Here is a 24,507-nt window from a genome sequence, read left to right on the forward strand (position 1 = left end):
TGGAGATCGTGGAATTTCCCGCACTTTACGCTGCGGCATGGAAACTGTACACCGCCCGCACGAGGCCGCCCCGAGCAGCCAAATACTTCAATTCGAACGGCAGATCGGATTTTCGGCCGTTCCGTACCTTAGCATGTCTTGAAACATTAATGGTTTGATGCCTATCTTAACCATGATCCGGTCGTGATCGGATCTGTGTTGTGCATAGTTTGTCATTCCAGGAAAGGGAAAGCACTGACAACAGTACACGCCAAGGGAAAGACGCTCGCCGTTATCCCGAAGAGTGCGGAACGTGGCGCCGATGCCGCCGCCCGTGCCCTAGAAACCGTCCTCGCCAGCCTCGAGGACTCCAAAGCTGAAGATATCGTCACCATCGACATTGCCGGAAAATCGGCGCTGGGAGACTACATGATCGTCGTCTCCGGCCGCTCGAACAGGCATGTCATGGCGATCTCGGATCACCTGCTCACCGATCTTAAGGACGACGGCCTCGGTACGGCCCGCGTCGAAGGTCAAGAAGGCGGCGATTGGGTCCTGATCGACACCGGTGACATTATCGTGCATGTGTTTCGTCCCGAAATCCGCGAGTTCTACAACATCGAAAAGATGTGGGCGGCTCCGGATATGGATGAAGAAACACGGCACTGACAGGCGAGCCGGCATTCTGTCCGGCGCCTGAGACGTGGCATTGGCTGGCCGGCAGACATCTTAAGCCGGCCGGTGGCGTAGTGTGCGCCCGATGTGCCGCATGAGCGGGAGCGGATGAATGCGAATAGGTCTTTTTACGGTGGGGCGGCTGAAGTCCGGCCCAGAAAAGGATCTTGCCGCCCGTTATTTCGACCGTTTCGCCAAGGCCGGCCCTGCCGTCGGCCTCGAATTGACCCGCGTTGCCGAAGTTGCCGAAAGCCGGGCCTCCAATGCGGAGACCCGCAAGCGCGAAGAGGCGGCGATGCTTCTGAAATCGCTTGCCGATGGCAGCATCCTCATTCTTCTCGATGAACGCGGCAAAGCGCTCGACAGCGAAGCCTTCGCAAACCTGCTCGGCTCCTATCGCGACCAGGGCAAACGCGAGCTGACCATCGCGATCGGCGGTGCCGACGGCCTCGATCCCTCCCTTTACGACCGTGCCGACGCCACGTTGTGCCTGGGTAAGATGACCTGGCCGCACCAACTCGTGCGCACGCTGATCGCCGAGCAGCTCTATCGTGCCGTCACCATCCTGTCCGGTCATCCCTATCACCGCGTCTGATACTGCATCAGCCTGATGCGTCGGCCCGATACCCCGGCAATGCGTCGCAATGTCACGCAGCCGTGTTTGCTTGGCCACCCGTTCTCCCGCAATCCTTATGGCAAAGTGCACCAAATCAGCTTAGTCTCCGCGCGATTTGAGAAAGTGCCCCAACACGCATGACGAGAGCATCCACCAGGCGACACCGCATGATCCTGCCGGCTATCGCGGCCGGCTTCGGTGTGGCGGTGATTGTGGTGTCGGCAAATCCGTTCATCGTCCGGGCGCAGGATGCCGCGCCCGAGGCGGCACAGCCTTCGACCGAGCTGGCCGCACCTCCGCCGGCAGCCGAGCCGGCGCCGCCGCTCGATCCGGCGGCCGAACTTGCCGCCAAGCGTGATCAGACCCGTGCCGAACTCGAAACCCTGTCGAAAACGATCAACCTCTCCACCGACAAGGTGAGCGCGCTTCAGCAGAGCATCGCCAATCTGGAAAAGAGCACGGAAAGCGTCCGCCAGGCACTGATCGATTCCGCAGCCCGCCGCAAAGCGCTCGAAAAGCAGATCCTCGAAAGCGAGAAGAAACTTGCCGATCTCGGCGTCAAGGAGGATGGCATCCGCCGTTCCCTGCATGAGCGCCGCGGATTGTTGGCCGAGGTGCTGGCAGCACTCCAGCGCATGGGCCGCAACCCGCCGCCGGCTTTGCTCGTCACCCCTGATGACGCGCTCGCCTCCGTGCGCAGCGCCATTCTGCTCGGCGCCGTCGTGCCCGGCATCCGCAAAGAGACCGACAAGCTTGCCGCAGACCTCGCAAGCCTTGCCGCATTGCAGACCGCAAGTGCTGCCGAGAAGGCCTCGCTGACCGGGACGATGACTGATGGCATCGAGGAAGAGCGGCGCATGGACCTGCTGCTTGCCGAAAACGACAAGCTCAGCCGCAGCAACGCCGCCGAGCTCGGGGCCGAAAGGAAACGTTCCGAGGAGCTTGCCGGCAAGGCGACCAGCCTCGAAGGCCTGGTCGCCTCGATGGAATCCGAGATCGCTTCGGTGCGGGATGCTGCCGCTGCCGCCCGCCAGGCGGAGGAGAACCGCAAGCTTATGACGGACGAGCAGCGCGCCCAGGCCAAGGCGCTTGCCGACAGCGGCGTGCCCGATAAAAACCGCATTGCGCCCGCATATCCGTTCGGAGAATTGAAGGCGAAATTGGAGGTGCCCGTTACGGGTGATATCCTGCGCCAGTTCGGCGATGCCGACGGCACCGGGCACGAGGCCATGGGAATGACGGTCGCCACCAATCCAGAGACAGTGGTGACGGCGCCTGCGGATGGTCTGGTGGTTTTCGCCGGCGCATTCCGCAGTTACGGCCAGATGATCATCCTCGACACGGGCGATGGATACCACCTGGTTCTCTCGGGAATGGATACGATCAATACCCGTCAGGGAAAATTCGTTTTCTCCGGCGAGCCGCTTGCCGTGATGGGCGCGAAAAGAGTGGCAAGCGCAACTGCATTGGCGCTGGAAACGAACCGGCCAACGCTTTACATTGAATTTCGAAAGGACGGTAAACCGGTCGATTCCCGACCGTGGTGGACCGCCAAAGACACTGGAAAGGCACGCAATGATTCGTAGGGCTTCTCTTGTTCTGGTCGGCGCATTGATGGGTGCGACCGCAATGAGCGTCATTTACTCGGCGGGTGTGCCGGCAGAAGCGGCCGGATCCTCGACCTACAAGGAACTTTCGGTTTTCGGGGATGTCTTCGAGCGTGTGCGTGCGCAATATGTGACGCCGCCTGCGGAAGACAAGCTGATCGAGAACGCCATCAACGGCATGCTCTCCTCGCTCGATCCGCATTCGAGCTACATGAATGCGAAGGACGCCGAGGACATGCGCACCCAGACCAAGGGTGAGTTCGGCGGCCTCGGCATCGAAGTCACGATGGAAGACGAACTCGTCAAGGTCATCACCCCGATCGACGATACGCCCGCCGCCAAGGCCGGTGTTCTCGCCGGCGACTACATCTCCGAGATCGACGGCCAGTCCGTGCGCGGCCTGAAGCTGGAAGACGCCGTCGAGAAGATGCGCGGCGCCGTCAACACGCCGATCAAACTAACGCTGATCCGCAAGGGTGCCGACAAGCCGATCGAGCTGACGATCGTCCGTGACGTCGTCGCCGTCCAGGCAGTCAAGTCGCGTGTCGAGGACGATGTCGGCTATCTCCGCATCATCTCCTTCACCGAGAAGACCTATCCCGACATGGAAAAGGCGATCAAGAAGATCAAGGACACCGTTCCGGCCGACAAGCTGAAGGGTTATGTTCTCGACCTGCGCCTCAATCCGGGCGGTCTGCTCGACCAGGCGATCAACGTCTCCGATGCCCTGCTGCAGCGTGGCGAAGTCGTTTCGACCCGCGGCCGCAATCCGGATGAAACCCGCCGCTTCAATGCCGGCCCGGGCGACCTGACGGATGGCAAGCCGGTGATCGTGCTGATCAACGGCGGTTCGGCTTCCGCATCGGAAATCGTCGCCGGCGCTCTTCAGGATCTGCGCCGTGCCACCGTTCTCGGCACGCGCTCCTTCGGCAAGGGTTCTGTCCAGACGATCATCCCGCTCGGCGAAAACGGCGCGCTGCGCCTGACCACGGCGCTCTACTACACGCCGTCGGGCCGCTCGATCCAGGGTACCGGCATCACCCCCGACATCAAGGTCGAGGAGCCGCTGCCGCAGGAACTGCAGGGCAAGATGGTGACCGAAGGCGAATCCAGCCTGCGCGGTCACATCAAGGGTCAGAGCGAGACCGACGAAGGTTCGGGCTCCGTTGCCTACGTCCCGCCGGACCCGAAGGACGACGTTCAGCTGAACTACGCGCTCGACCTTCTGCGCGGCAAGAAGACCGATCCGGCCTTCCCGCCGAATCCGGACAAGGCCGTCGTCGCCAAGTAATTGATCCCCTCAAGGCCGGGCACCTCGCCCGGCCTTGACCCTTTCTGCTGTTTCCCGGTTTTGGAGCGGGCGAAAAATTGGGAACGGACCTGCATACGCCTCTAGGCCGCAACCGCAAAACCGGCCGCAAGCGTCCGGGTTTTTTGCGCCTGGGCCGTATGGCCGCCAGTCTTTGCCTTTTCGCGATAGGCGGCTTTTCCCTCTATACGGCATTTCGCGGCGATGGGCTGGAACGCACCAAACCGCCGGCGGCCGAACAAGCCGCAACACCCCCTGCCAATACGCCTCAGCCACCGACGGCCACCACGGGCCAAGCTGCCGACGGCATGCCCCGCGCCGATCCGCGCTCGGGCGCCAATGTCGAGCAGATGGTCACCGGCGACGGCTCGGTCGTCACCAAATACAGTCCCCGCCCTCGTGACGGCGGCGGGCCGGTGCTGGTCGACGCCATGCAGATCGGCCAGGATCCGCGCATGGCAGCCCAACCCAATGATGCGCTGCTCGAAGAGACGCCTTTTGGCAGGCTGCCGATCATCGGCCCCGATGGCCGGCGGCCGATGGATCAATATGCGCGTCCCTCACCTGGCGCGCGCGGCGTCCGCATCGCCATCGTCGTCAGCGGCCTCGGGCTCAGCCAGACCGGAACGCAGCGCGCCATCGCGGAGCTTCCGGAGGAGATCACCTTCGCTTTTGCCGCAAGCGGCAACAGCCTGCAGCGCTGGATGCAGGAGGCCCGCCGCGGCGGTCACGAGATCCTTCTCCAGGTGCCGCTCGAACCCTTTGATTATCCGGCGAACGATCCGGGGCCCGAAACGCTACTGACCACGAAACCTGCCGCCCGCAACATCGAGAACCTGCACAAGGCGATGGGCGAGATCACCAACTATACCGGCGTCATGAATTATCTCGGCGGCCGTTTCCTGTCCGATCCCGCCGCCATGGAACCTGTCATGCGCGACATCGGCAAGCGCGGGTTGCTGTTTCTCGACGATGGCACCTCAGCGCAGTCGAAGACGGCGGCAATCGCCAAGGGAACCGAACTGCCCTATGCCTTCGCCGACCTGCAGCTCGACGGCCAGCTTGATATCAACGCTGTCCTGAAGAAGCTCGACGAACTTGAGCGCATCGCCCGCAAGAACGGCCAGGCAATCGGCGTCGCCTCGGCTTTCGATGAGAGCGTTGACGCCATCGCCAAATGGAGCGAGGAGGCCGCGATGCGCGGTATCGAGATTGTCGGCGTTGCCGCCCTTTCCAACGACCCCCGGAATCCTTGAGAGTATCCTTGAGACGGATCCTTGAGAGATATCCCTGAGAAGAATTCCTGAACGGAGAAGAAGATGAGTCAGGCGACCGTGAAAGCCGAGGATCTGCCCTACCGCCCCTGCGTCGGCGTGATGATCCTGAACCGCGATGGCCTCGTCTGGGCCGGGCGGCGCATCTCCGACGGCAATTCCGAATATGATGGCTCGCCGCAGCTCTGGCAGATGCCGCAGGGGGGCATCGACAAGGGCGAGGATCCATTGGACGCTGCCTACCGCGAGCTCTACGAGGAGACCGGTATGAAGACGGTGACCCTGCTTGCCGAAGCGAGAGACTGGATCAACTATGATTTGCCGCCGGCACTGATAGGCATCGGGCTCAGGGGGAAATTCCGCGGCCAGACGCAGCGCTGGTTCGCCTTCCGCTTCGACGGTGACGCCAGCGAGATCGCCATCAATCCGCCGCCTGGCGGCCACGAGCCAGAATTCGATGCCTGGGAATGGAAGCCGATGAAGCAACTGCCGGAGCTGATCGTGCCCTTCAAGCGCGCCGTCTATGACCAGGTGGTGGCTGAGTTCCAGCACTTGGAAACACTTCAATCGGAAGACTGATCACGGCAGGATGACTGCCTCCGTTTGTCTCGGCGGCGGGAATAGGATAACCGGCCGCCATGGGCGGCCGGCATCTCGCTCGAATATTATTCGGCTTCGTTGGCGGAATCGGCGTTGAGCTGGCCGTATTTGCTCTCGCCGATTTTCTCAAGCAGGTCGATCTGTGTTTCGAGGAAGTCGATATGACCTTCCTCGTCCGCCAGCAGCTCCTCGAAAAGTTTCATGGAAACGTAGTCGCCGGCGTCATGACAGATGTCGCGCGACTTTTTGTAGGCCGCGCGAGCGTCGTACTCGCCGGCAAGATCGGCTTCCAGAACTTCCTTGACGTTCTGGCCGATGCGCAGAGGTGCAAGGGTCTGCAGATTGGGATGGCCTTCGAGGAAGATGATGCGGGCAACAAGCCGGTCGGCATGGTGCATCTCTTCGATGGATTCGGCGCGCTCCTTCTTGGCGAGCTTGGTGTAGCCCCAGTCCTCAAGAAGACGATAATGAACCCAGTATTGGTTGACCGCACCGAGTTCGAGGAACAATGCCTCGTTAAGCCGCTCGATGACCTTTTTGTCGCCTTTCAATGTCCGCTCTCCTGTTTTCCTCATGGAATTGTTTCAAGCGGGACATGAAATCAAATATTTCGGTATCCGTCGAGTGGCGACGGGCGTGATATTCCTCGGTCGTCTGGATAATGATGTCGACGACGTTGGGGAAGCAGCCGCAGCAGCGGCCGCGTTTTTCCATGGCGTGGTAGACCTTCGCAGGCACGATAAGCTGCCAACAGTCTTCATCGAGAAGGTTGGTGATAACCTCCCGGATTTCTTTATCGGTTATATAATTGCAGCTACAGACGAGCACGTCTTCATTCCAAACATGACACTGACTATCGTGTTTTCTGCTAAAGAAGATGGTGGCTGTCAAGAAAAAATTCGAGCCCCATGTCATCGAGTCGCAGCGGCTACGTAACGTTCAAGATCCGAGTGGATCCCGGGCAGAATTGGCCTGAAATCCGAATCCTTATCTAAATCAAGAGGTAGGGCACACCGATGCCGTACAAAACACTTATGTTTTCCGGCATCAATGGAAATTCCGCCCACGCGGCATAACCTGGGCAGTTTCCGCCGCGCCCGTATGACCGCCTGCGGCAACCACCCGTTTTTCCAACTCCGCCTTCTCCTGCACATGCGCAAGCTTTCGCTGCCGCTGATCGACGCCCGGCCTCAGCACCTCATCCGCCCGCTCGCAGACGCCGAAACGCCGGGCCTCGCGCTGCAGAATACCAAGCGCCGGCGTCATATCCTCGATATGTTCGACGACGGTATGGATCACCCCGCTTTGGCTTTGCAGCCTGCCCCGGATTTTGACGAGCCGGGCACCCATGACGACCGAGCGGTATTTGTCGAATACCTTATTCCAGACGATGGCATTGGCGACCCCGGTCTCATCCTCCAACGTCATGAAGATCACCCCCTTGGCCGAACCCGGGCGCTGCCGCACCAGAACCAGTCCAGCGATCGTGACCCTTTTTCCGTTCGGTACTGTCAGAAGATCGACATTGCGCGTGATGCCCATCTTCTGAAGCTCCTCACGCAGGAAAGCGACCGGATGCCCCTTGAGCGACAGGGAGAGATAACGGTAATCCTCGATCACCTGTTCGCCCGGCAGCATGTCTGGCAGCTTCGTCGTAGGCTCAACCTGGAGGTCGACATGACGCACCTGCTCGAAAAGCGGCAGCTCCTCGGTCGAGCTCTTCACATCCAGCGCCCGCACCGCCCAGAGCGCTTCGCGTCGTGATAGATTGAGGGATTGGAACGCATCGGCGTCCGCCAGTCGCTCGATGACCGATTTCTGCAGACCGGACCGTAGCCAGAGATCGCGCACCGAGCTGTAGCCTTCGCCTCGATGGCTGACGAGCTGTTCCATATCGTCTGTCGAAAGGCCCTTGATCTGCCGGAAGCCGAGCCGCACCGCATGCCGTGTCTTGATGATCTCGCGCATCTCATGATGCCGAAAATCGATAGCATTCCGATCGAAAGCAGCTTCTTCCAGACCGCAATCCCAGTTCGAGTCATTGATATCGACCGGCAGGATCTTTACCCCGTGCTCGCGTGCATCCCGCACCAGCTGCGCCGGCGCATAAAAGCCCATCGGCTGGGAATTCAGCATCGCCGTGCAGAAGACGTCGGGATAATAGGCCTTGAGCCATGAGGAGGCATAGACGAGCAGTGCGAAGGAGGCGGCATGGCTTTCCGGGAAACCGTATTCGCCGAAGCCTTTGATCTGGTTGAAACATTGCTTCGCGAACTCCGGATCATAGTCCTTTGAGACCATTCCCTCGATAAACCGCTTTTCGAAGTTGCCGATCGTACCCGTTCTCTTGAATGTCGCCATCGCTCTGCGAAGCTTGTCGGCTTCCGCCGGTTTGAAGCCTGCGGCGGTAATGGCGATCTGCATGGCCTGTTCCTGGAACAAGGGCACGCCGAGGGTTCTTTCCAGAACCGTTTCCAACTCCTTGCTCGGATATTTGATCGGAATGTTCTTGGCCCGCTGCTCCCGGCGCTTCAGATAGGGATGCACCATGTCGCCCTGGATCGGTCCTGGTCGCACGATCGCCACCTCGATGACGAGATCGTAGAACACCTTCGGCTTCAGACGCGGCAGCATGCTCATCTGCGCCCGGCTTTCGATCTGGAAGACGCCGAGCGTATCGGCCCGGCCCATCATGTCATAAACCGGTTCGCCTTCGTCCCCATGCTCCTTGTTGCCGAGGTCTGCGAGCGTCTTCTTCACGTCGTAATGCAATTCAAGCAGCGAGAAGGCCTTCCGCAGGCAGGTCAGCATGCCGAGCGCCAGCACATCCACCTTGAGGATCTTGACGTTATCGAGGTCGTCCTTGTCCCACTCGATCATGTAGCGATCCGGCATCGCCGTCTTCATGATCGGCACCACCTCATCCAGCCTATCGCGCGTGATGACGAAGCCGCCGACATGCTGGGTGAGGTGGCGCGGGAACCCGAGAAGTTCGGACGCATACTGAAGAACGTTTCGGGTCACCGGATCCTTGACGTCGAGACCCGCCGCCTTCGCGTCCCGCTCCGAGAGATTATCCTCCGACCAGCCCCAGACGAGGCTGCTGATCGCCGACTGGACATCCTCCGATAGCCCGAAGGCCTTGGAGACCTCGCGGCCCGCCGAGCGCGTACGGTAGGTCGTCACCCCCGCCGTCAGCCCAGCATGTTCTATGCCGTATCTCTCATAGATGAACTTGATGACCTCTTCACGCCGGTCATGCTCGAAATCGACATCGATATCCGGTGGTTCGTCCCGATCCATTGAAATGAAGCGGTCGAAAAGCAGTGTGCTTTTTTGAGGATCGACTTCCGTTATCTCGAGGCAATAGCAGATAACCGAATTTGCCGCCGATCCGCGCCCCTGGCACAAGACCTTAAGTTCATAGCGGGCGTGCTGTATAATCCTGTGAACCGTCAGGAAATAGGAAGCATATTTCTTCCTTCCAATCAGATCGAGTTCATATTCGATCTGCGGCGCAACCTTCGGCGGAATACCCTGGGGATAGCGTCTTGCTGCTCCCGCTCTCGTCAGCCTTTCGAGAGTCTCCTGCGGCGTTTCGCCGGGATCGTTTTCAAGCGGATAATTGTGCTCCAGCTCCTTCAGCGAAAAGGTCAGTTTGCTGAAGAAGCCTTGCGTATTCTCGATCGCATCAGGATAGTCCCGGAAGATCCGGACCATTTCACGTGAATCCTTGAGGTAACGCTCGGCATTCGGCGCCAGCAAGAATCCGGCTTGCGCTATCTGCACATGCTCCCGGATCGCGATCACGACATCCGAAAGCGGCCGGCGGTCGGGATGATGATAAAGCGGCTGGTTGGTCGCAATCAGCGGCACGCGGTTTTTGGTACCAAGCATGGCAAGCACCGCAAAGACCTGCCTGTCGCGGCCGTCATAGGCTGGCGCCAGCACCATAAAAAAAGCCTTGCGGAAGCGTTTGCGAAACCGTTCCAGGTAATCTTCCAGCGTCGACTGACTCGTCTGATGATCGACAAGGGTGCGATCGGGAACAAGGGCAAGCATCATCTCGTCCCCCCATTCCATAAGTTCCGCTTCCGTGAGAATGCAGCTTCCCTTGACCGCTTCTTTCTTCAGATTGCCGGCGGTGAGAAGACGGCAAAGGTTCGCCCAGCCCCGCCTGTTGCTGGGATAGGCGAGGATATCGGGAGTTCCGTCGGAGAAAACGAGACGGGCACCCGGCTGAATCCGGATGGGATCGAGGATCTCCTCCTTTTTTCCTTCCTTCTTCGCCTGGACCAGAATCTCATCCCTGTTCTTGTATCTCTCCTCAAGCTGTTCTGCCTGCGCATGCGCCCGCACCACGCCGGCAACCGAATTCCGGTCCGCAATCCCGAGACCGCCGAGCCGTAGACGAGCAGCCTGCACGACCATCTCCTCCGGGCCAGAGGCGCCTTCAAGAAACGAGAAATTCGTCCTTGTGCCGATCTCGAAAAATGCGCGCGCGATTGTCATGCGAACACGCCATGCATGAACCAACGAGGATCAAGCGCCTGACCATAAAAGCCCCGCCGATAGATCCAGAAGCGATGTCCGGTCTCATCCTCGATGCGGAAATAGTCACGCGCCTCGGCGTCATTCCCATCGATCCACCATTCCATGGCAATCCGTTCCGGCCCTTCGCTTCTTGCCACCTGATGCTGCATGCGCCGCCAGCGGAAGATCTGCGGCGGACCATCGGGCACTTCGGCAAGTATGGTCTCGACGGGCTCCGGCGTTGCAAAGAGCCGCAGCGGGCGCTCTTCGCGAAAAGGAAGCTGGATGTCCTGGGCTGCCTTCCGCCTGGGAAGGCTCTCCATCACAGGAACCGTGATGACGGCGCGTTCCGGAACATGGCTCTCGCGGAGCTGAAAGCTTTGCAGGCAATCCGCACCAAGCCGGGCCGAGACCCGGTCGACGAAGGCCGAAAGCGAGATCTCTCCTTGCCGGTCGCCCTCGAAATCACCTTGTGCCTCGTTGAAGGGATCGTGCCGCAACACATTCAACCGCAGGATCTCGAAACCATAGCCGGCATCGAGATCGTCATAGACCGCCTGCAATCGCTCGGAAAAAAGCCCTGCAATGAACTTGGGTTCGCGAAGCGGCTGCGAAGCGCCGACGGAAATACGGAAGACCCTGCCGTCGACGCGGAACAGGACCAGTTCGAACACGCGCCCACCGGCTCCCCGCGCCTCAAGCGACGGCTGCAGCGACATGGCCACCTGCCTGGTGACGGCAAGGATCTGTTCTTCCGTCCCGATGGGCTCGATCAGGCGGCTTTCGGCCGAGAGGCTGGCAACAGGACGCCGGGGCGAGACCGGCTCCTCTTCACGTCCCAGCGCCTGGTCGAGACGCAGAAGCAGCTCCGGGCCGAACCGGCGGGTCAGCGGCGCTCGCGGCGCATCGATGACGTCGCCGATATATTTCAGACCGAGCTTCTTCAGGGCATCGACGGTTCGTCCTTCCAGCCGCAAGGCTGCAACCGGCAAGGACACCAGCACATGTTCCGTCTCTTCATCCTCGATCACGCCGCCTGGCCCGAAGCGGGACGCGGCCCAGGAAAGGCCGGGAGACGATGAGATCGCGCCGCGGGCATCGAACCCCATATGGAAAAGCCGCGACAGCACATCCCGAAGAAGCGCCTTTTCACCACCGAAGAGATGGGCGCAGCCGCTAATGTCGAGAAACAGGCCGTCCTTGCCGTCGAACGCCACCAGCGGCGTATAGCGGTCGCACCAGTCGGCAATTGCCTCCAGCAACCGGCGGTCGGCCGCCGGATCCTCTTCCGCGACCTCGAGCATCGGGTACATGGCGCGCGCTTCGGCAACGCCCAACTCCTTCCTCAACCCCAGCCTCTCGGCCAACTCGTCCAGTGCCGTCAGCCGCATGGCATTGTTGAGCTTGCCGGAACAGACGATAGGCGGCGTCTCAGGACGCCCTTTCGAACGCCAGGAGAGCCCCCATCGCTTGCGGGCGATGCGGTCCGTTGGCAGATGCGGAAAGCTGAGCGCCAGAATGCGCTGACTGTTCGCCTGGAGGGCGAACGAGGTTTGGTTCGGCGACAGGGAGAAATTCGCGTTCATGGGGATTCCACTCCAGAAGAAAGGAGAGCGGGGCCGGATTACGGCTCTTCTCCAGCGTCAGACGAAAAATCGGATTGCCGATGCTGCCGGAAAGTGTCGATCCATCCGGCAACGGCCGCAGAGCGGACGGGGCCGGTTCGACATGCAAACGCAAGGCCGCACTGCTTGCCTCCTCCGCCCCGGCCTGACGGACAAGAAAGAGCGGACGGCGGGCAGCATGCGCCCTGAGACTAAGCCGGCGGCTTTCGGTCAGGCCGAAATGGGCGGGATTGCCCCGGACTTCGAAGATGACGGCCGAGAAGGCAGCACTTTCCACCGCCACCTCCGCCAGCCAGAGCGCCTCGTCCAGCTTGCGCGGCGCGGCATGGAGAAACCGCTCCGGGCTCAACCCGAAATCCCGAAGCCCGGGAGCATAGGGACGGCCGGCCTCCAGTGTGCCGACGGCATCGCCGATCCAGAGCAACGGCAGAAGGCGGCCGCCATCCGCCTCCTGTTTTTGCAACCGCGCGGCAACAGCCATCGCCAGCCCGCTTGCAGCACCGGCATCGCGAGACAGAGCGGAACGGAATTCGGTGATCGCATCGAGCGGCAGACCGCCTTCCAGCGCCCTGTCGAGAAACTCCACCCCAAACGCCAGGGGCGGCAGTGTGCGCTCCTGGTGGGTCTTACGTCCTTCCGCCAGGGCTTCCCGTTCCGCGGCGGCAAGCGCCGGCGCGAGTCTTCCCTCCAGTCTGGCGATGGTTTCGCGGAGCGCAAAAAGCCGCTCGCGCGCCAGGGCGTGCTGCGCCATGGCGTTCTCCGATCCGTCTTGTTCCTGTTATGTTCTTATAGATTCCAGAGAGCTAATGAAGAGTCAACGGCCATTTTCTATGAATTTATTCCTGCCTTTGATTCCGCACTCGAAAATAGGCAATAAAGGTTCTATATGGGCCCGCAAAGGAAGGAATATTCATGGCCCGCATAGACCAGAGCGATGATTGGCGGGACCGCCATGCGCCGACGATCAGCGCCTTCGAGTCGCTGGCGATGGATGCCTATAGCCATCTGCCGGATGAATTCCGCCAGCTGACGACCAACCTCACGATCGAGATCGAAGATTTCCCCGATGACGACGTTTTCGAGGACATGGCGCTGGAAACCCCTTTCGATCTGCTCGGCCTTTTCGAGGGCAGGGGCATTTCCGAACGTTTCACGGTGGAAACCGGCGAGATGCCGAACCGCATCCGCCTCTACCGCCGCCCCATCCTCGATTACTGGGCTGAGAACGACGAGACGCTCGGCGATATCATCACCCACGTCCTGATCCACGAGATCGGCCACCATTTCGGGCTGAGCGACGATGACATGGAGCGGATCGAGGCAAGCGCCGAGGAAGCCGCTGAGCGATAGAGCGCCGCGCGTCCAAGGACGCGCTAAGGACGCTCTATCACTTTCAATCACGCATAATCCTTTCCGAAAATCGATTACGATTTCCGGAAAGGATTATGCGTTAAAACCTCACTGCTCGGAGAGTTTCATCTCAGGATCGTATTCCTTGCCTTCGACCTGCTTGACGACGGCCTGGCCGCACTGCATCGCGCCGGTTGCGGCATTGAAGGCATAGGTCGGGGAGCCCTCCAGCGACCAGCCCTTGTTGAGGGCGGCGGTGACCTTATGGCAGAAGGAAGCATCGTCGGGACCGGTCAGAAAGCGGTAGAGTTTCATCACATCGTCTTTCGTGCTGCAGCCTGGCGGGCTGCGATCAGGTGGGCTTTATGGACCAGACTTTCCGCCTGGACAAGATGCAGCCGCTCGACCATCCGCCCGCCTGCATTGATGACGTTCAGCCCGTCGGAAGCGGGGTCGGCAAAGGCTGATATGATCGCCTCCGCTTCCGCAATCGCTGCCGGATCCGGACCGAAATGCCGGTTGGCGGGCTCGATCTGCGCCGGATGGATCAGCATCTTGCCGGCAAAGCCCATGGCCCGGCCCTGCAGACATTCGGCATCAAAACCCTGTTCGTCCCTGAAATCGTTGAAGACGCTGTCGATTGCATCGAGCCCGTAGGCGCTGACCGCAAGGACGACCTGCATCAGCCACGGCACGAGATAGTTCCGCCCCGGCTGTGGAAGCACGCCTGTTTCCTTGCGCAGGTCGTTGAGCCCGACGACGAGGCAATCGAGCCGCGAGCCCGGCGTGCGCCCGGCTTCAGCGATAACAGCCGCATTGAGGATACCGCGCGGTGTCTCGATCATCGCCCAGATGCGCAGATCATCAGGTGCATCCGCCTCGGAGAGAAGGTCACCGAGCGCCATGACATCCTGCGGTTCATCGACCTTCGGCAACAGCACGGCGTCGGGATTGAGCGCGATTACCAGTTCCATGTCCGCCAGGCCGAAATTGGTCGACAGGTCATTGATGCGGATGATCCGTTCCTTGCCTTGGAGCGGCCGAGCCGAAAAGAAATTCCACAGATTTTCCCGCGCTTCCGCCTTCTTTTCCGGCGCCACGGAATCCTCGAGATCGAAGATCACCGCATCGCAATCGACCGCGTGAGTTTTTTCGAGGGCGCGGAGATTGATGGCAGGCACACTCAGCACCGAACGGCGCAGGCGGACGGAGCGGGGCGTGGGGTTTCGGCTCATGGCGAATTAGTGCCAAGCTTTGAAAGCCGAAGCAAGCAGCCCACCCCAGAACATCTAGCAGAACAACAAAAAGCCATGCTTGCCTTGCAGAGAGGAAGGAGAAGGACCACATTCCTTTCCGAAGAAAGGTCTCTAACCATGCAGAACATTCGCTCCATCTTCCTCATGCTTGCCGGCGCCACCGTTTTCGTGGCCATGCTGCTTTTCACCTTTTCGGTGACGCTCGCCGTCGGCGGCATCCTGACCGTGCTCATGGTCGGACGTGCGCTTTCGATGAAGATGAAGCCCGTTCCGGTCCGCGCCAAGGCAAACAACGGTAAGCGTGAGATGCGCGTGTGGAACGACGGCCGCGGCACGATCATCGATCTCTGATCACCGGATTTTCCAAAAATTTTGACCGACACTGTCGGCTCCAGGTTCCATCATGCGTCCTTGAAACAGCCAGGCATTCCGCCGGCTCGTGAAAAACGTATGGAGGACGAGCATGGATACAACGACAGAGAGCAACTCGACCAAGATGCCGCCGGTCAAGAATGGCCTGCTGCCCTATCTGACGGTCGATGGCGCAGTGAAAGCTGCGGAATTCTACAAGAAGGCTTTCGGCGCCGAAGAGGCATATCTCGTGCCGGTCGACGAGAGCGGCAGAACGATGCATGTGCATCTCTACATCAACGGCAGTTCCCTCATGCTGTCGGACGCCTATCCCGAATACGGCCATGCCTTCAAAGGCCATGAAGGCTTCGCCATCCAACTGGTGATCGACGATATCGATTTCTGGTGGGATCGCGCGGTTGCTGCCGGCGCCGAGGTCGTCATGCCGGTCGAACTGATGTTCTGGGGCGATCGCTATGGCCAGCTTCGTGATCCGTTCGGCGTCCTCTGGGGCCTGAACGCACCGTCCAAATAAGGGACAGCCGCAATCGGTGGACCGCGCGAAACGTCGCGTGGCCGCCGTCTGTGAAAGATTCTCCTTCATTTCGGCAAAAAACTGGACTAGATGCAAATTCAGAAAGTAGATTTGCTGAAATGGAGCATGGATCATGGATAAATTCGTGAAGCTCACGGGCGTTGCAGCGCCCCTGCCGGTCGTCAACGTCGACACCGACATGATTATTCCGAAGGATTATCTGAAGACGATCAAGCGCACCGGCCTCGGCACCGGCCTCTTCGCGGAGGCTCGTTATAACGAAGACGGCTCAGAAAACCCGGATTTCGTGCTGAACAAGCCGGCCTATCGCGCTGCCAAGATCCTCGTTGCCGGCGACAATTTCGGCTGCGGCTCCTCGCGCGAGCACGCGCCCTGGGCGCTTCTCGATTTCGGCATCCGCTGCGTCATCTCGACCAGCTTCGCCGATATTTTCTACAACAACTGTTTCAAGAACGGCATCCTGCCGATCAAGGTCAGCCAGGAAGACCTCGACAAGCTGATGGACGACGCCTCGCGCGGCTCCAACGCCGTCTTGACCGTCGACCTTGAGAACCTCGAGATCACCGGCCCCGATGGTGGTTTGATCAAGTTCGATCTCGACGAGTTCAAGCGTCACTGCCTGCTGAACGGCCTCGATGATATCGGCCTGACGCTGGAAAAGGGCAAGGCGATCGACAGCTTCGAAAAGAAGAACGCCGCTTCGCACCCCTGGGCAGCCTGAGCCTATCCAATCGGTTGCCGATCAAGCCGGGCTTTCGCCCGGCTTTTTCTTTGGCGTAGATCAAAGAAACTTTTCTTTCCAGCCCCTGAGTTTATCGAGCGACACGCCGATGCCGCCGCAGACTTCGATAAGCGGATTATCGAAGCGCTGAAGCAGCCCGGCATGTACATCGGCAACCGCAAGGGCCGCACCGCAAGCCGGCTCGACCAGAATGCGCTGCGCATCGGCAAATTTCAGGCAGGCGGCAACGGCATCAGCGTCGCTGACGACAACACTTTCGATCGGATGCTGCTTCGGCAAGTCGAAGACATGCTGCGCCACCTGCCGCGCGCCGAGCGAATTGGCAATCGAAGTAATGGCGGGAAGGGTGATACGCTCATTCGCCTTGAGGCTGGCGTTCAGCGAGGCCGCCCCTTCCGTTTCGACGGCGATAACAGGCACATCGGAAAGCCCGTTGCGCTTCAATCCCTCGACAATGCCGGCAAGCAGCCCGCCGCCACCGACGCTGGTGATGACGCAATCGAATTTTGCCCCTTTGGCCACAACCTCGTCGATCAGCGTGGCATGGCCATCCCACAGAAGCGGATGGTCGAAGGGGTGAACATAGGTTGCCTTGCGGCTCCGGGCGAGTTCGACTGCATGAGCATTGGCCTCATCGAAAACCGAACCATGAACGAGGACATTCGCACCCGTTGCGGCAATCGTCTGCCGGACATCGGCCGCCGTCGTCTCCGGCACGACGATCGTGACCGGCACACCGAGCGCCCGGCCGGCATAAGCCGCGGCAATGCCGGCATTGCCGCCGGAAGCGCAGAAGATCTCGCGCGCCCCATTTTCCACCTCGTGCTGGCAAAGCCGGCCGACGCCGCGCAGCTTGAAGCTGCCGGAAGGCTGCAGAGCATCGAGCTTCAGCCAGAGCGGTTTGCCGCTGGCGCTATAGCCAGGTGCCGTCTGAACCAAGGGCGTGTCGAGATGGAGAGGTACGAAAGGCATGGGAACCATCCAGGATAAAGATAGGGTCACCGTTTAATCCGTTTGCGGACGCAGGAGCAACCGTCACTGCTCAAAGTGAAGCGTACCGATTCACCGCTTCTGTCGCTTGAAATGCCCAATTCCGGGGTCTAAGAAACCGCAACTTGTTTTTCCCAGGAGGGTTTCATGACAGCGCGCAATCTTTTCCTGCTGCCGGGTGACGGCATCGGTCCCGAAGCCATGGGCGAGGTCCGCAAGATCATCGCCTATATGAACGAGGCGATGAATGCCGGTTTCGTCACCGACGAAGGCCTTGTTGGCGGGTGCGCCTATGATGCGCATGGCGCTGCGATCTCGGAAGCCGACATGCAGAAGGCGATTGCCGCCGATGCCGTTCTGTTCGGCGCCGTCGGCGGTCCGAAATGGGATAGCGTGCCTTATGAAGTGCGCCCGGAAGCCGGCCTGCTGCGCCTGCGCAAGGATCTGCAGCTCTTTGCTAACCTGCGCCCCGCCATTTGCTATCCGGCCCTTGCTGCGGCCTCGTCGCTGAAGCCGGAGCTGGTCGAAGGCCTCGATATCCTGATCATCCGCGAGCTGACGGGCGGCGTCTATTTCGGCGAGCCGAAGGAAATCATCGACCTCGGCAACGGCCAGAAGCGCGGCATCGACACGCAGGTCTACGATACCTACGAGATCGAGCGCATCGCCGGCGTCGCCTTCGAAATGGCCCGCACGCGGCAGAATCGCGTCTGCTCTATGGAAAAGCGCAACGTCATGAAGTCGGGCGTGCTGTGGAACCAGGTGGTGACCGAAACGCATAAGGCGAAATATTCCGACGTCCAGCTCGAACACATGCTGGCCGATGCCGGCGGCATGCAGCTGGTGCGCCAGCCCAAACAATTCGACGTCATCGTCACCGACAACCTCTTCGGCGATATGCTCTCCGACGTCGCCGCCATGCTGACCGGCTCGCTCGGCATGCTGCCATCGGCCTCGCTCGGCGCGCCTGACGGCAAGACCGGCAAGCGCAAGGCGCTTTACGAGCCGGTGCACGGCTCGGCCCCTGACATCGCCGGCAAGGGCATTGCCAATCCGATCGCCATGATCGCCTCCTTCGCCATGTGCCTGCGTTACTCCTTCAATCTGGTGAAGGAAGCCGACGATCTGGAAAAGGCGATCGCCAACGTGCTCGACAAGGGCATCCGCACCGGCGACATCATGGCCGATGGCGCAAGGCAGGTCGGCACCATCGAGATGGGCGATGCGATCCTCGCCGAGTTCAAGACGCTTTCCGCCTGATATTTCACGTGAAACAGTTCCGGCCCTTCGCATCATGCTTGCGGGGGCTTTTTCCTCCTGAACGCGAGCCGCATCGGCTTGGTCGAATTATCCCAAACGGACTATTCTCGGCCACAATCTCGTGTATTTTTGCGCCGGATTTTAACGAGCGCATAACCTCGACATTGGAAACGATTTTCCAATGGACTACGCGCCAATTCAAAATAATAGAGCGTCCTTAGCGCGTCGTGGCACTTTAGGGCAAATTTGAACGGACGACGGAATGCGGGCATTTTGGGCTTCCTTGGACAGGCGCTGGCGCCGGAGCAGCGCTGGCATACCGCCTTTGCGTTGGCAGGCCTGCCTCTTCATCACGCTGAATGCCGTGATTCTCTCCATGCTGCTCTTCGATGCACCGATCGGCGCCAGCGAGGCTCCTGCACCGGTGAAGCACCTCGGCGAAATGCTGACCGGCTTCGGCGATTCCGCCTGGCTGATCTATACCAGCATCCTGCTGTTCTTTCAGGGCCGGGCCGGCTACAAGCTTGTGAAGACGGCGCGCTCCAAGGCGCAAGCGCTTTATGTCAGCTGGATCGGCGCTTATCTCTTCATCACGGTTGTCTTCTCCGGGCTGCTCGCCAATCTGCTAAAGCGGGCGATCGGCAGGGCGCGTCCCGATCATTTTCATGACTACGGCATGTTTTCCTTCACGCCCTTTTCAGGCCATGCCGCTTTCGAAAGTTTTCCGTCCGGCCATTCCACCACGGTCGGCGCCTTCTTTGCTGCCTTCGCGCTGCTGTTTCCGCGCTATCGCGTTGCCTTCATCGCTTGCGCCATCTGGCTCGGCATGACGCGTGTCATGGTCGGCGCCCATTATCCGAGCGACGTCATCGCCGGCCTTGCCTTCGGTGCCTGGTTCTCGCTGCTGACGGCGATCGTCTTTGCGCGCTGCGGCTTGCTCTTCAAGCTGGCGCCGGATGGCTGGCCACTCTCGAAGCGCCTGTTTCGCACTGCATAATTCCTTCAATCGGAATCGATTTAAGGATAAAATTATGCAGCAATTCAATATGTTACAGCGTCCTTTGCGCGTCCGAAAAGACGCGCGGCGCTGTAATATGGAAAAGCCCGGCGCCTTGTGAGCGCCGGGCCTTTTTCTCAAGCGCGGATTGGTCTCAATCCGCCGCTCAATCCATGGCGTGGATATCCCTGTTCTTCGTTTCCGGCAGGAAGATCAGGCCGATCACCAGCGTGATCGACGCAAAGACGATCGGGTACCAGAGACCGTAATAGATATCACCCGCGGCAGCGCTCATCGCGAAGGCTGTCGCCGGCAGCAGGCCGCCGAACCAGCCGTTGCCGATGTGATAGGGCAGCGACATGCCGGTATAGCGGATGCGGGTCGGGAAGAGCTCGACCAGCAGTGCCGCAATCGGGCCGTAGACCATCGTCACATAGAGGACGAGGACGAACAGCACCGCGATCGTGCCGATCCAGTTGACACGGGCGGGATCAGCAACCATGGCGAAGGCGCCGCCATTGGCGACGTTGTAGACCGCCATGTCGGTGACGCCATTGGCCTCATCCGCGGTCAGCAGCTTGGTCTCGACCAGCTTGGCCGCCGGTACGGTTTCCTTCTCGCCGGCGCGCACGGCTTCGGCGTTGAGCGACAGTTCCGGATTGGCTGCAATGAAGGCATCAAGCTTGGAATCCGGCACCTTGATGGCGCCGCGGTTCAGCGGGTAGCCGGCATCATGGAGCGCGATGTTGACGCTCTTTTCGAAGGCGGCGGTCATGCCCTTGGCCTTGTCGCCGGCAGCGACGACGTCGAAGCTTGGGATCGTCGCGTTGCCGACCTTGACCGTTGCCGGCTGTCCGGCGGTACCGGGCACGACGTCGTAAGGCACCGAGTTCCTGGTCAGGAACGCCGTCGCCACGTCGCAGGAACTGGTGAACTTCGCCGTGCCGGTCGGGTTGAACTGGAACCTGCAGTCGGCCGGATCGGACGTCACCGTTGCCCGAATCGAAGCCTGCGCTTCGGCAAGCGCCGGGTTCGCCGTCCAGGTCATCGCCTTGAAAAGCGGATTGTAGGTCAACGCCGCAATGAGAAGGCCTGCCATGATGATAGGCTTGCGACCGATCTTGTCGGAGAGGCCGCCGAAGATGACGAAGAACGGCGTGCCGAGGAGAAGAGCGATGGCGACCATCACATTGGCCGAGAACAGGTCCACCTTCAGCACGTTCTGCAGGAAGAACAGCGCATAGAACTGGCCGCCGTACCAGACGACCGCCTGGCCCATGGTGGCGCCGAGCAGCGCGATGATCGCGATCTTGGCATTTTTCCATGTCCCGAATGCTTCGGTCAGCGGCGCCTTCGAGCCCTTGCCTTCCGCCTTCATGCGCTGGAATGCCGGCGATTCGTTCATCTTCAGGCGGATCCAGACCGATACGCCGAGCAGGATGACCGAGACCAGGAACGGGATGCGCCAGCCCCAGGCGGCAAACTGAGCCGCACCCATCAGATATTGAACAAAGACGATGACTATCAGCGACAGGAACAGGCCGAGCGTCGCCGTCGTCTGGATCCATGAAGTGAAGTACCCGCGGCGCCCATTCGGCGCATGTTCAGCGACGTAGGTTGCCGCACCGCCATATTCACCGCCCAGCGCCAGACCCTGGAGCAGGCGCAGCCCAATCAGGATGATCGGGGCTGCGATGCCGATCGTAGCGGCACCCGGCAGGACGCCGACGAGGAAGGTCGACAGACCCATGATCAGGATCGTCACCAGGAAGGTGTATTTGCGGCCGACGAGGTCGCCGAGACGGCCGAACACCAGGGCGCCGAAGGGGCGCACCAGGAAGCCGGCAGCAAAGGCGAGCAGCGTGAAAATGTTGCGCGTCGCCTCAGGATATTGGGTGAAGTAGGTCGCGCCGATATAGGTGGCGAGCGAACCGTAAAGATAGAAATCGTACCATTCGAAAACGGTGCCAAGCGAAGAGGCGAAGATTACCTTCTTCTCCTCGCCGGTCATCGGAGCGGCCTTCGCGCCGTCGATGCTTGCGACATTTGCCATTGTCTGTCCTCCACAGAGTGATGAGCACGCGCGCGGCCTACTTCTCCTCAAAGCATACCCCTGGCCGCGACACGCCTGACGGGAGTGTGCCAGAAACGACAGATCAAAAAGAGAGAGGCTTTCGGATTATGACTTTAGTCTAATAATGACGCGCGGTTCTCACGCACATCAGGCCCGCCGCCACCCGTGAGGATTGTGCTGCCGGAGGTTTCGAAGCAGGTTTCACGCGGTTGTAATGTGGACCCGTTACGCTCTCAGCGCCTGCGCCGGCGATTGCCGATAGGCAAGCACTGCCGGCAGCGCAGCGAGAAGTGTGGCAAAGGCAAGCAGCACTGCCGCAAGCCCGGCATCTTCACGGGCGAAGCCGACCGGCATGGCAACCCCGCTTGTTTGCGAGAACATGCCGGATAAGATGAGGGCTGCGGCATAACCGAGCGCGAATCCGAGTGCGATGCCAGTTGCCACCAGGAAGAAGAATTCCAGCCAGACGATGCCGAAAATCGCGCCGCGTGGGGCGCCGAAGGCCCTCAGTGCGCCGATCTGACGGCGGCGCTGGCCGATATGGATGACCGTGACCAGCACCAGCGAGGCTGCGACGAGAGCTTGCGCGCCGGAGGCGACGGCGACCAGGATCTGTTTGGCGTCGCCGAGCGTGGCGTAGAGATTGGTCAGCACCTCGCCGGGAAAGACAGCGACGGTATCGCCGCTGCGATAGTCCTGCCGCAGCTTATAGGCATCGGCGATCGTCTTCGGCTTGACGAGAATGGCGGGAAGGCCAGGAGCGCCCGCAGTCCAGCTCTCATCAAGCGCGGCATCCGGATCGGCTTTCCCGTGATGCCCATGCCCATCATGATCAGCGCCGGCTTTCTCGTGCTCATGGCCATGTTCAGCGCTGTCCGTGCCGGACGCCGCTTCATGATCGTGCTCGGCTTCGGCACCATCTTCCAAATGCTCTTCCGCCTCCATGCCATGGATGTGCCAGACAGCCTGGATCGGAACGAGAATGGCCCGGTCCCAGGCGGTGCCGGTCGGCCGCAAACGGCCGGCGATATGATAGACGAGCTCGGTATGAGTCTCGCCGCCCTCTTCCAGCGACCCGTGCATCGGCTTGATCTCGCCGCCGAGCGACAGCTTGACGGCGGCGCCGATCACTGCCTCGCCCTCGCGTGCGAAAATCTTGCCTTCGCCCAAACCGCCGGACAGGTTCTGCGCCAGCATGGTCGTTGTGCCGATGATCGGATAGCCGGAGAAGGAATCGCCGAAGCCGATCGGGGCTGCCCAATCGACCCGCGGATCCGCGGCAAGCTTGCCCAGCACTTCGCCCGGCATCAGTGGCAGCGGCGAGGGCTGCAGGAAGACGGAGGACAGCACGAGCTGCGTCTCGCTGCCGCCGGCGCCGATGACAAGATCGAACTTGTCGGCGGCGCGTGCGCTGCCGAGACGAAGCGCCCGCTCCTGCAGGACGACAGAAACGCCGAGCGCGATCGCAAGCGCCACCAAGAGCACGACCACCAGCGACCCCGCCCAGAGGCGACGAAGGTCGGAAAGGATGAAGCGGATCATGCAGCCTCTCCCGCCGTTGCCGCGGAATCATCGCCGATCCGGCCGGAACCGAAGGTGATGCACCTGTCGAGGCGGCCCACCAAGCGCTGGTCGTGTGAAACGACAATCAGCGTGCTGCCTTCGGCAATGGCCAGATCGAGGATGAGATCGCCAACCGCCTCGCCGCTTTCGGCATCGAGGCTTGCAGTCGGCTCGTCTGCGATGATGACGCCGGGCTTGCGCAGCAGCGCCCGGCCGATCGCCACGCGCTGCATCTCGCCGCGCGACATGGTTTCGATTTTCTGGCCGGGGCGCGAAAGACCGACCGTGCCCAAAAGCGCATGCGCCCGCTCGATGACATCAGCCGTGGCGGCGCCGGCAAGCCGCGCCGGCAGGAGTACGTTCTCCAGTGCAGACAGGCCGGGAAAGAGATGGAACTCCTGCATGACCAGGCCGATATTGGCGGCACGGAACCGGTCGCGCCGGCTTTCTGAAAAACCCGCGATATCCTCGCCGTTCCAGCAGATGCGGCCTTGCCGCGTCCGCTCCAGCCCGGCAACGATATTGACGAAGGTACTCTTGCCGGATCCGGACGCGCCTGTGACGGCGACCTTGCTGCCTGCCTCGATCGACAGGCGGCCGATCGCCAGTGCCGGCGAGGACAGGCCCGGAAAGGCAACGGTCAGGTTTTCGATATCGAGAGCGAGCATACCGGTTCAGACGGCGGAATATTCGGCCTGGCGGATCCGCAGCAGGCTGACGAAGCCTGTGTCCGGATCCGTCCACGAACCGTATTCAAGCGTCCCGCGCACTTCTATCGTCTGGCGCGGCTGCACGAAGGTCTGCTTCTCGCCGAGATAGACGACGACGATATTGTCCGGCCAGTCCGCATCCGAGGAACAGAAGGGGCAGAGCGACATCGGCACCTCGGTGAGCACGAAGAACTGGGCCTCGGCCTTCAATGGCGGTGCCATGAAACCTTTCATGCTGACGTCTTTGCCGGCAAGGCGCTTCACCTTGTCGGAGAATTCGAGGCCGAGCACGCCGAACTTGCCGTAAAGCTCATCGAAGCTGATCAAGGAATCCGCAGCAAAACTCGGGCGAGCAATAGCGGCGAAGGCCAGCGTGCCGATGGCGCCGATCAGGCTGCGGCGGCTGAGATGCAGCAAAGGGAGCTTTTCCATGGCGATCT

At 60.7% G+C, this 24,507-nt stretch carries 24 protein-coding genes; 12 read left to right on the forward strand and 12 right to left on the reverse strand.

Annotated features, from left to right (window positions below; all coding sequences use genetic code 11):
* Positions 1–204 precede the first annotated feature (204 nt).
* The 6 genes from rsfS to RLCC275e_RS21480 all read left to right on the forward strand — a co-directional run bounded on the left by rsfS (position 205) and on the right by RLCC275e_RS21480 (position 6,039).
* Positions 205–648 carry a ribosome silencing factor gene (gene rsfS, locus RLCC275e_RS21455; RefSeq protein WP_032984631.1) on the forward strand — a complete coding sequence of 148 codons (444 nt, stop codon included), beginning with the start codon at positions 205–207 and terminating at the stop codon, positions 646–648.
* A 118-nt stretch (positions 649–766) separates the two neighbouring features.
* Entirely contained in the window at positions 767–1,249 is a 483-nt protein-coding gene (gene rlmH / locus RLCC275e_RS21460) for a 23S rRNA (pseudouridine(1915)-N(3))-methyltransferase RlmH (protein WP_033181993.1), read from the forward strand.
* Between the two features lie 188 nt (positions 1,250–1,437).
* Positions 1,438–2,856, forward strand: a complete 1,419-nt coding sequence (locus tag RLCC275e_RS21465) for a murein hydrolase activator EnvC family protein (RefSeq protein WP_033181994.1) — start codon at positions 1,438–1,440, stop codon at positions 2,854–2,856.
* Positions 2,846–4,168 (forward strand): S41 family peptidase, encoded by a 1,323-nt coding sequence (locus tag RLCC275e_RS21470; RefSeq protein WP_017995549.1) that lies wholly within the window; start codon positions 2,846–2,848, stop codon positions 4,166–4,168. The genes RLCC275e_RS21465 and RLCC275e_RS21470 overlap by 11 nt, the downstream gene beginning before the upstream one ends.
* A gap of 77 nt (positions 4,169–4,245) precedes the next feature.
* Positions 4,246–5,442, forward strand: a complete 1,197-nt coding sequence (locus RLCC275e_RS21475; protein WP_033181995.1) for a divergent polysaccharide deacetylase family protein — start codon at positions 4,246–4,248, stop codon at positions 5,440–5,442.
* Between the two features lie 63 nt (positions 5,443–5,505).
* A complete protein-coding gene (locus tag RLCC275e_RS21480; RefSeq protein WP_033181996.1) occupies positions 5,506–6,039 on the forward strand; it encodes an RNA pyrophosphohydrolase in 534 nt (177 codons plus the stop codon).
* A gap of 86 nt (positions 6,040–6,125) precedes the next feature.
* On the opposite strand, the gene bfr is transcribed toward RLCC275e_RS21480, so the two are convergent.
* The 5 genes from bfr to RLCC275e_RS34320 form a co-directional block, all read right to left on the reverse strand.
* Positions 6,126–6,611 (reverse strand): bacterioferritin, encoded by a 486-nt coding sequence (bfr, locus tag RLCC275e_RS21485; RefSeq protein ID WP_003543950.1) that lies wholly within the window; start codon positions 6,609–6,611, stop codon positions 6,126–6,128.
* Entirely contained in the window at positions 6,577–6,975 is a 399-nt protein-coding gene (locus tag RLCC275e_RS21490; protein ID WP_082229788.1) for a (2Fe-2S)-binding protein, read from the reverse strand. The genes bfr and RLCC275e_RS21490 overlap by 35 nt, the downstream gene beginning before the upstream one ends.
* Before the next feature lie 132 nt (positions 6,976–7,107).
* Positions 7,108–10,572, reverse strand: a complete 3,465-nt coding sequence (locus tag RLCC275e_RS21495) for an error-prone DNA polymerase (protein ID WP_033181998.1) — start codon at positions 10,570–10,572, stop codon at positions 7,108–7,110.
* Positions 10,569–11,984, reverse strand: coding sequence for a Y-family DNA polymerase (locus RLCC275e_RS21500; protein WP_033181999.1), 1,416 nt, complete (start codon positions 11,982–11,984; stop codon positions 10,569–10,571). The genes RLCC275e_RS21495 and RLCC275e_RS21500 overlap by 4 nt, the downstream gene beginning before the upstream one ends.
* Before the next feature lie 40 nt (positions 11,985–12,024).
* Positions 12,025–12,969: an ImuA family protein gene (locus RLCC275e_RS34320; RefSeq protein WP_033182000.1), complete on the reverse strand. Its 945-nt coding sequence runs from the start codon at positions 12,967–12,969 to the stop codon at positions 12,025–12,027.
* 161 nt (positions 12,970–13,130) lie between these two features.
* Between RLCC275e_RS34320 and RLCC275e_RS21505 the strand changes: the two genes are divergently transcribed.
* The gene (locus RLCC275e_RS21505; RefSeq protein WP_033182001.1) at positions 13,131–13,568 is read left to right on the forward strand and encodes a metallopeptidase family protein; all 438 of its coding nucleotides are present in this window, start codon (positions 13,131–13,133) and stop codon (positions 13,566–13,568) included.
* Between the two features lie 108 nt (positions 13,569–13,676).
* Here RLCC275e_RS21505 and RLCC275e_RS21510 read toward each other — a convergent pair whose 3' ends face one another.
* Together RLCC275e_RS21510 and RLCC275e_RS21515 are read right to left on the reverse strand one after the other, a co-directional pair.
* Positions 13,677–13,883, reverse strand: a complete 207-nt coding sequence (locus RLCC275e_RS21510; RefSeq protein ID WP_033182002.1) for a DUF1737 domain-containing protein — start codon at positions 13,881–13,883, stop codon at positions 13,677–13,679.
* The gene (locus RLCC275e_RS21515) at positions 13,883–14,803 is read right to left on the reverse strand and encodes an HpcH/HpaI aldolase/citrate lyase family protein (protein ID WP_033182003.1); all 921 of its coding nucleotides are present in this window, start codon (positions 14,801–14,803) and stop codon (positions 13,883–13,885) included. The genes RLCC275e_RS21510 and RLCC275e_RS21515 overlap by 1 nt, the downstream gene beginning before the upstream one ends.
* A 138-nt stretch (positions 14,804–14,941) precedes the next feature.
* On the opposite strand from RLCC275e_RS21515, the gene RLCC275e_RS21520 reads away from it, so the two are divergent.
* The 3 genes from RLCC275e_RS21520 to leuD all read left to right on the forward strand — a co-directional run bounded on the left by RLCC275e_RS21520 (position 14,942) and on the right by leuD (position 16,452).
* Positions 14,942–15,175, forward strand: coding sequence for a hypothetical protein (locus RLCC275e_RS21520; RefSeq protein ID WP_012759501.1), 234 nt, complete (start codon positions 14,942–14,944; stop codon positions 15,173–15,175).
* Positions 15,176–15,287: 112 nt separating this feature from the next.
* Positions 15,288–15,710: a VOC family protein gene (locus RLCC275e_RS21525; protein ID WP_012759502.1), complete on the forward strand. Its 423-nt coding sequence runs from the start codon at positions 15,288–15,290 to the stop codon at positions 15,708–15,710.
* A 133-nt stretch (positions 15,711–15,843) separates the two neighbouring features.
* The gene (gene leuD, locus RLCC275e_RS21530; RefSeq protein WP_033182004.1) at positions 15,844–16,452 is read left to right on the forward strand and encodes a 3-isopropylmalate dehydratase small subunit; all 609 of its coding nucleotides are present in this window, start codon (positions 15,844–15,846) and stop codon (positions 16,450–16,452) included.
* A 60-nt stretch (positions 16,453–16,512) separates the two neighbouring features.
* Here the strand turns inward: leuD and RLCC275e_RS21535 are convergent, their stop codons facing one another.
* A complete protein-coding gene (locus RLCC275e_RS21535; RefSeq protein WP_033182005.1) occupies positions 16,513–17,445 on the reverse strand; it encodes a pyridoxal-phosphate dependent enzyme in 933 nt (310 codons plus the stop codon).
* Positions 17,446–17,610: 165 nt separating this feature from the next.
* Here RLCC275e_RS21535 and leuB point away from each other — a divergent pair, with 165 nt between their 5' ends.
* The gene (leuB, locus tag RLCC275e_RS21540; RefSeq protein WP_012759505.1) at positions 17,611–18,723 is read left to right on the forward strand and encodes a 3-isopropylmalate dehydrogenase; all 1,113 of its coding nucleotides are present in this window, start codon (positions 17,611–17,613) and stop codon (positions 18,721–18,723) included.
* Between the two features lie 262 nt (positions 18,724–18,985).
* Positions 18,986–19,720, forward strand: a complete 735-nt coding sequence (gene lpxE, locus RLCC275e_RS21545; RefSeq protein ID WP_082229790.1) for a lipid A 1-phosphatase LpxE — start codon at positions 18,986–18,988, stop codon at positions 19,718–19,720.
* A gap of 166 nt (positions 19,721–19,886) precedes the next feature.
* Here the strand turns inward: lpxE and RLCC275e_RS21550 are convergent, their stop codons facing one another.
* From RLCC275e_RS21550 to RLCC275e_RS21565, 4 genes are all read right to left on the reverse strand, one after another.
* The gene (locus tag RLCC275e_RS21550; RefSeq protein ID WP_033182006.1) at positions 19,887–21,773 is read right to left on the reverse strand and encodes an MFS transporter; all 1,887 of its coding nucleotides are present in this window, start codon (positions 21,771–21,773) and stop codon (positions 19,887–19,889) included.
* A gap of 246 nt (positions 21,774–22,019) precedes the next feature.
* Positions 22,020–23,336 carry an ABC transporter permease gene (locus RLCC275e_RS21555; RefSeq protein ID WP_033182007.1) on the reverse strand — a complete coding sequence of 439 codons (1,317 nt, stop codon included), beginning with the start codon at positions 23,334–23,336 and terminating at the stop codon, positions 22,020–22,022.
* Complete coding sequence (locus RLCC275e_RS21560; RefSeq protein WP_033182008.1) at positions 23,333–24,025, reverse strand: ABC transporter ATP-binding protein; 693 nt, start codon at positions 24,023–24,025, stop codon at positions 23,333–23,335. The genes RLCC275e_RS21555 and RLCC275e_RS21560 overlap by 4 nt, the downstream gene beginning before the upstream one ends.
* Before the next feature lie 6 nt (positions 24,026–24,031).
* Positions 24,032–24,499, reverse strand: coding sequence for a hypothetical protein (locus RLCC275e_RS21565; protein ID WP_033182009.1), 468 nt, complete (start codon positions 24,497–24,499; stop codon positions 24,032–24,034).
* Positions 24,500–24,507 lie beyond the last annotated feature (8 nt).

It is taken from the genome of Rhizobium brockwellii, assembly GCF_000769405.2.
In the GTDB taxonomy this organism is placed as follows: domain Bacteria; phylum Pseudomonadota; class Alphaproteobacteria; order Rhizobiales; family Rhizobiaceae; genus Rhizobium; species Rhizobium brockwellii.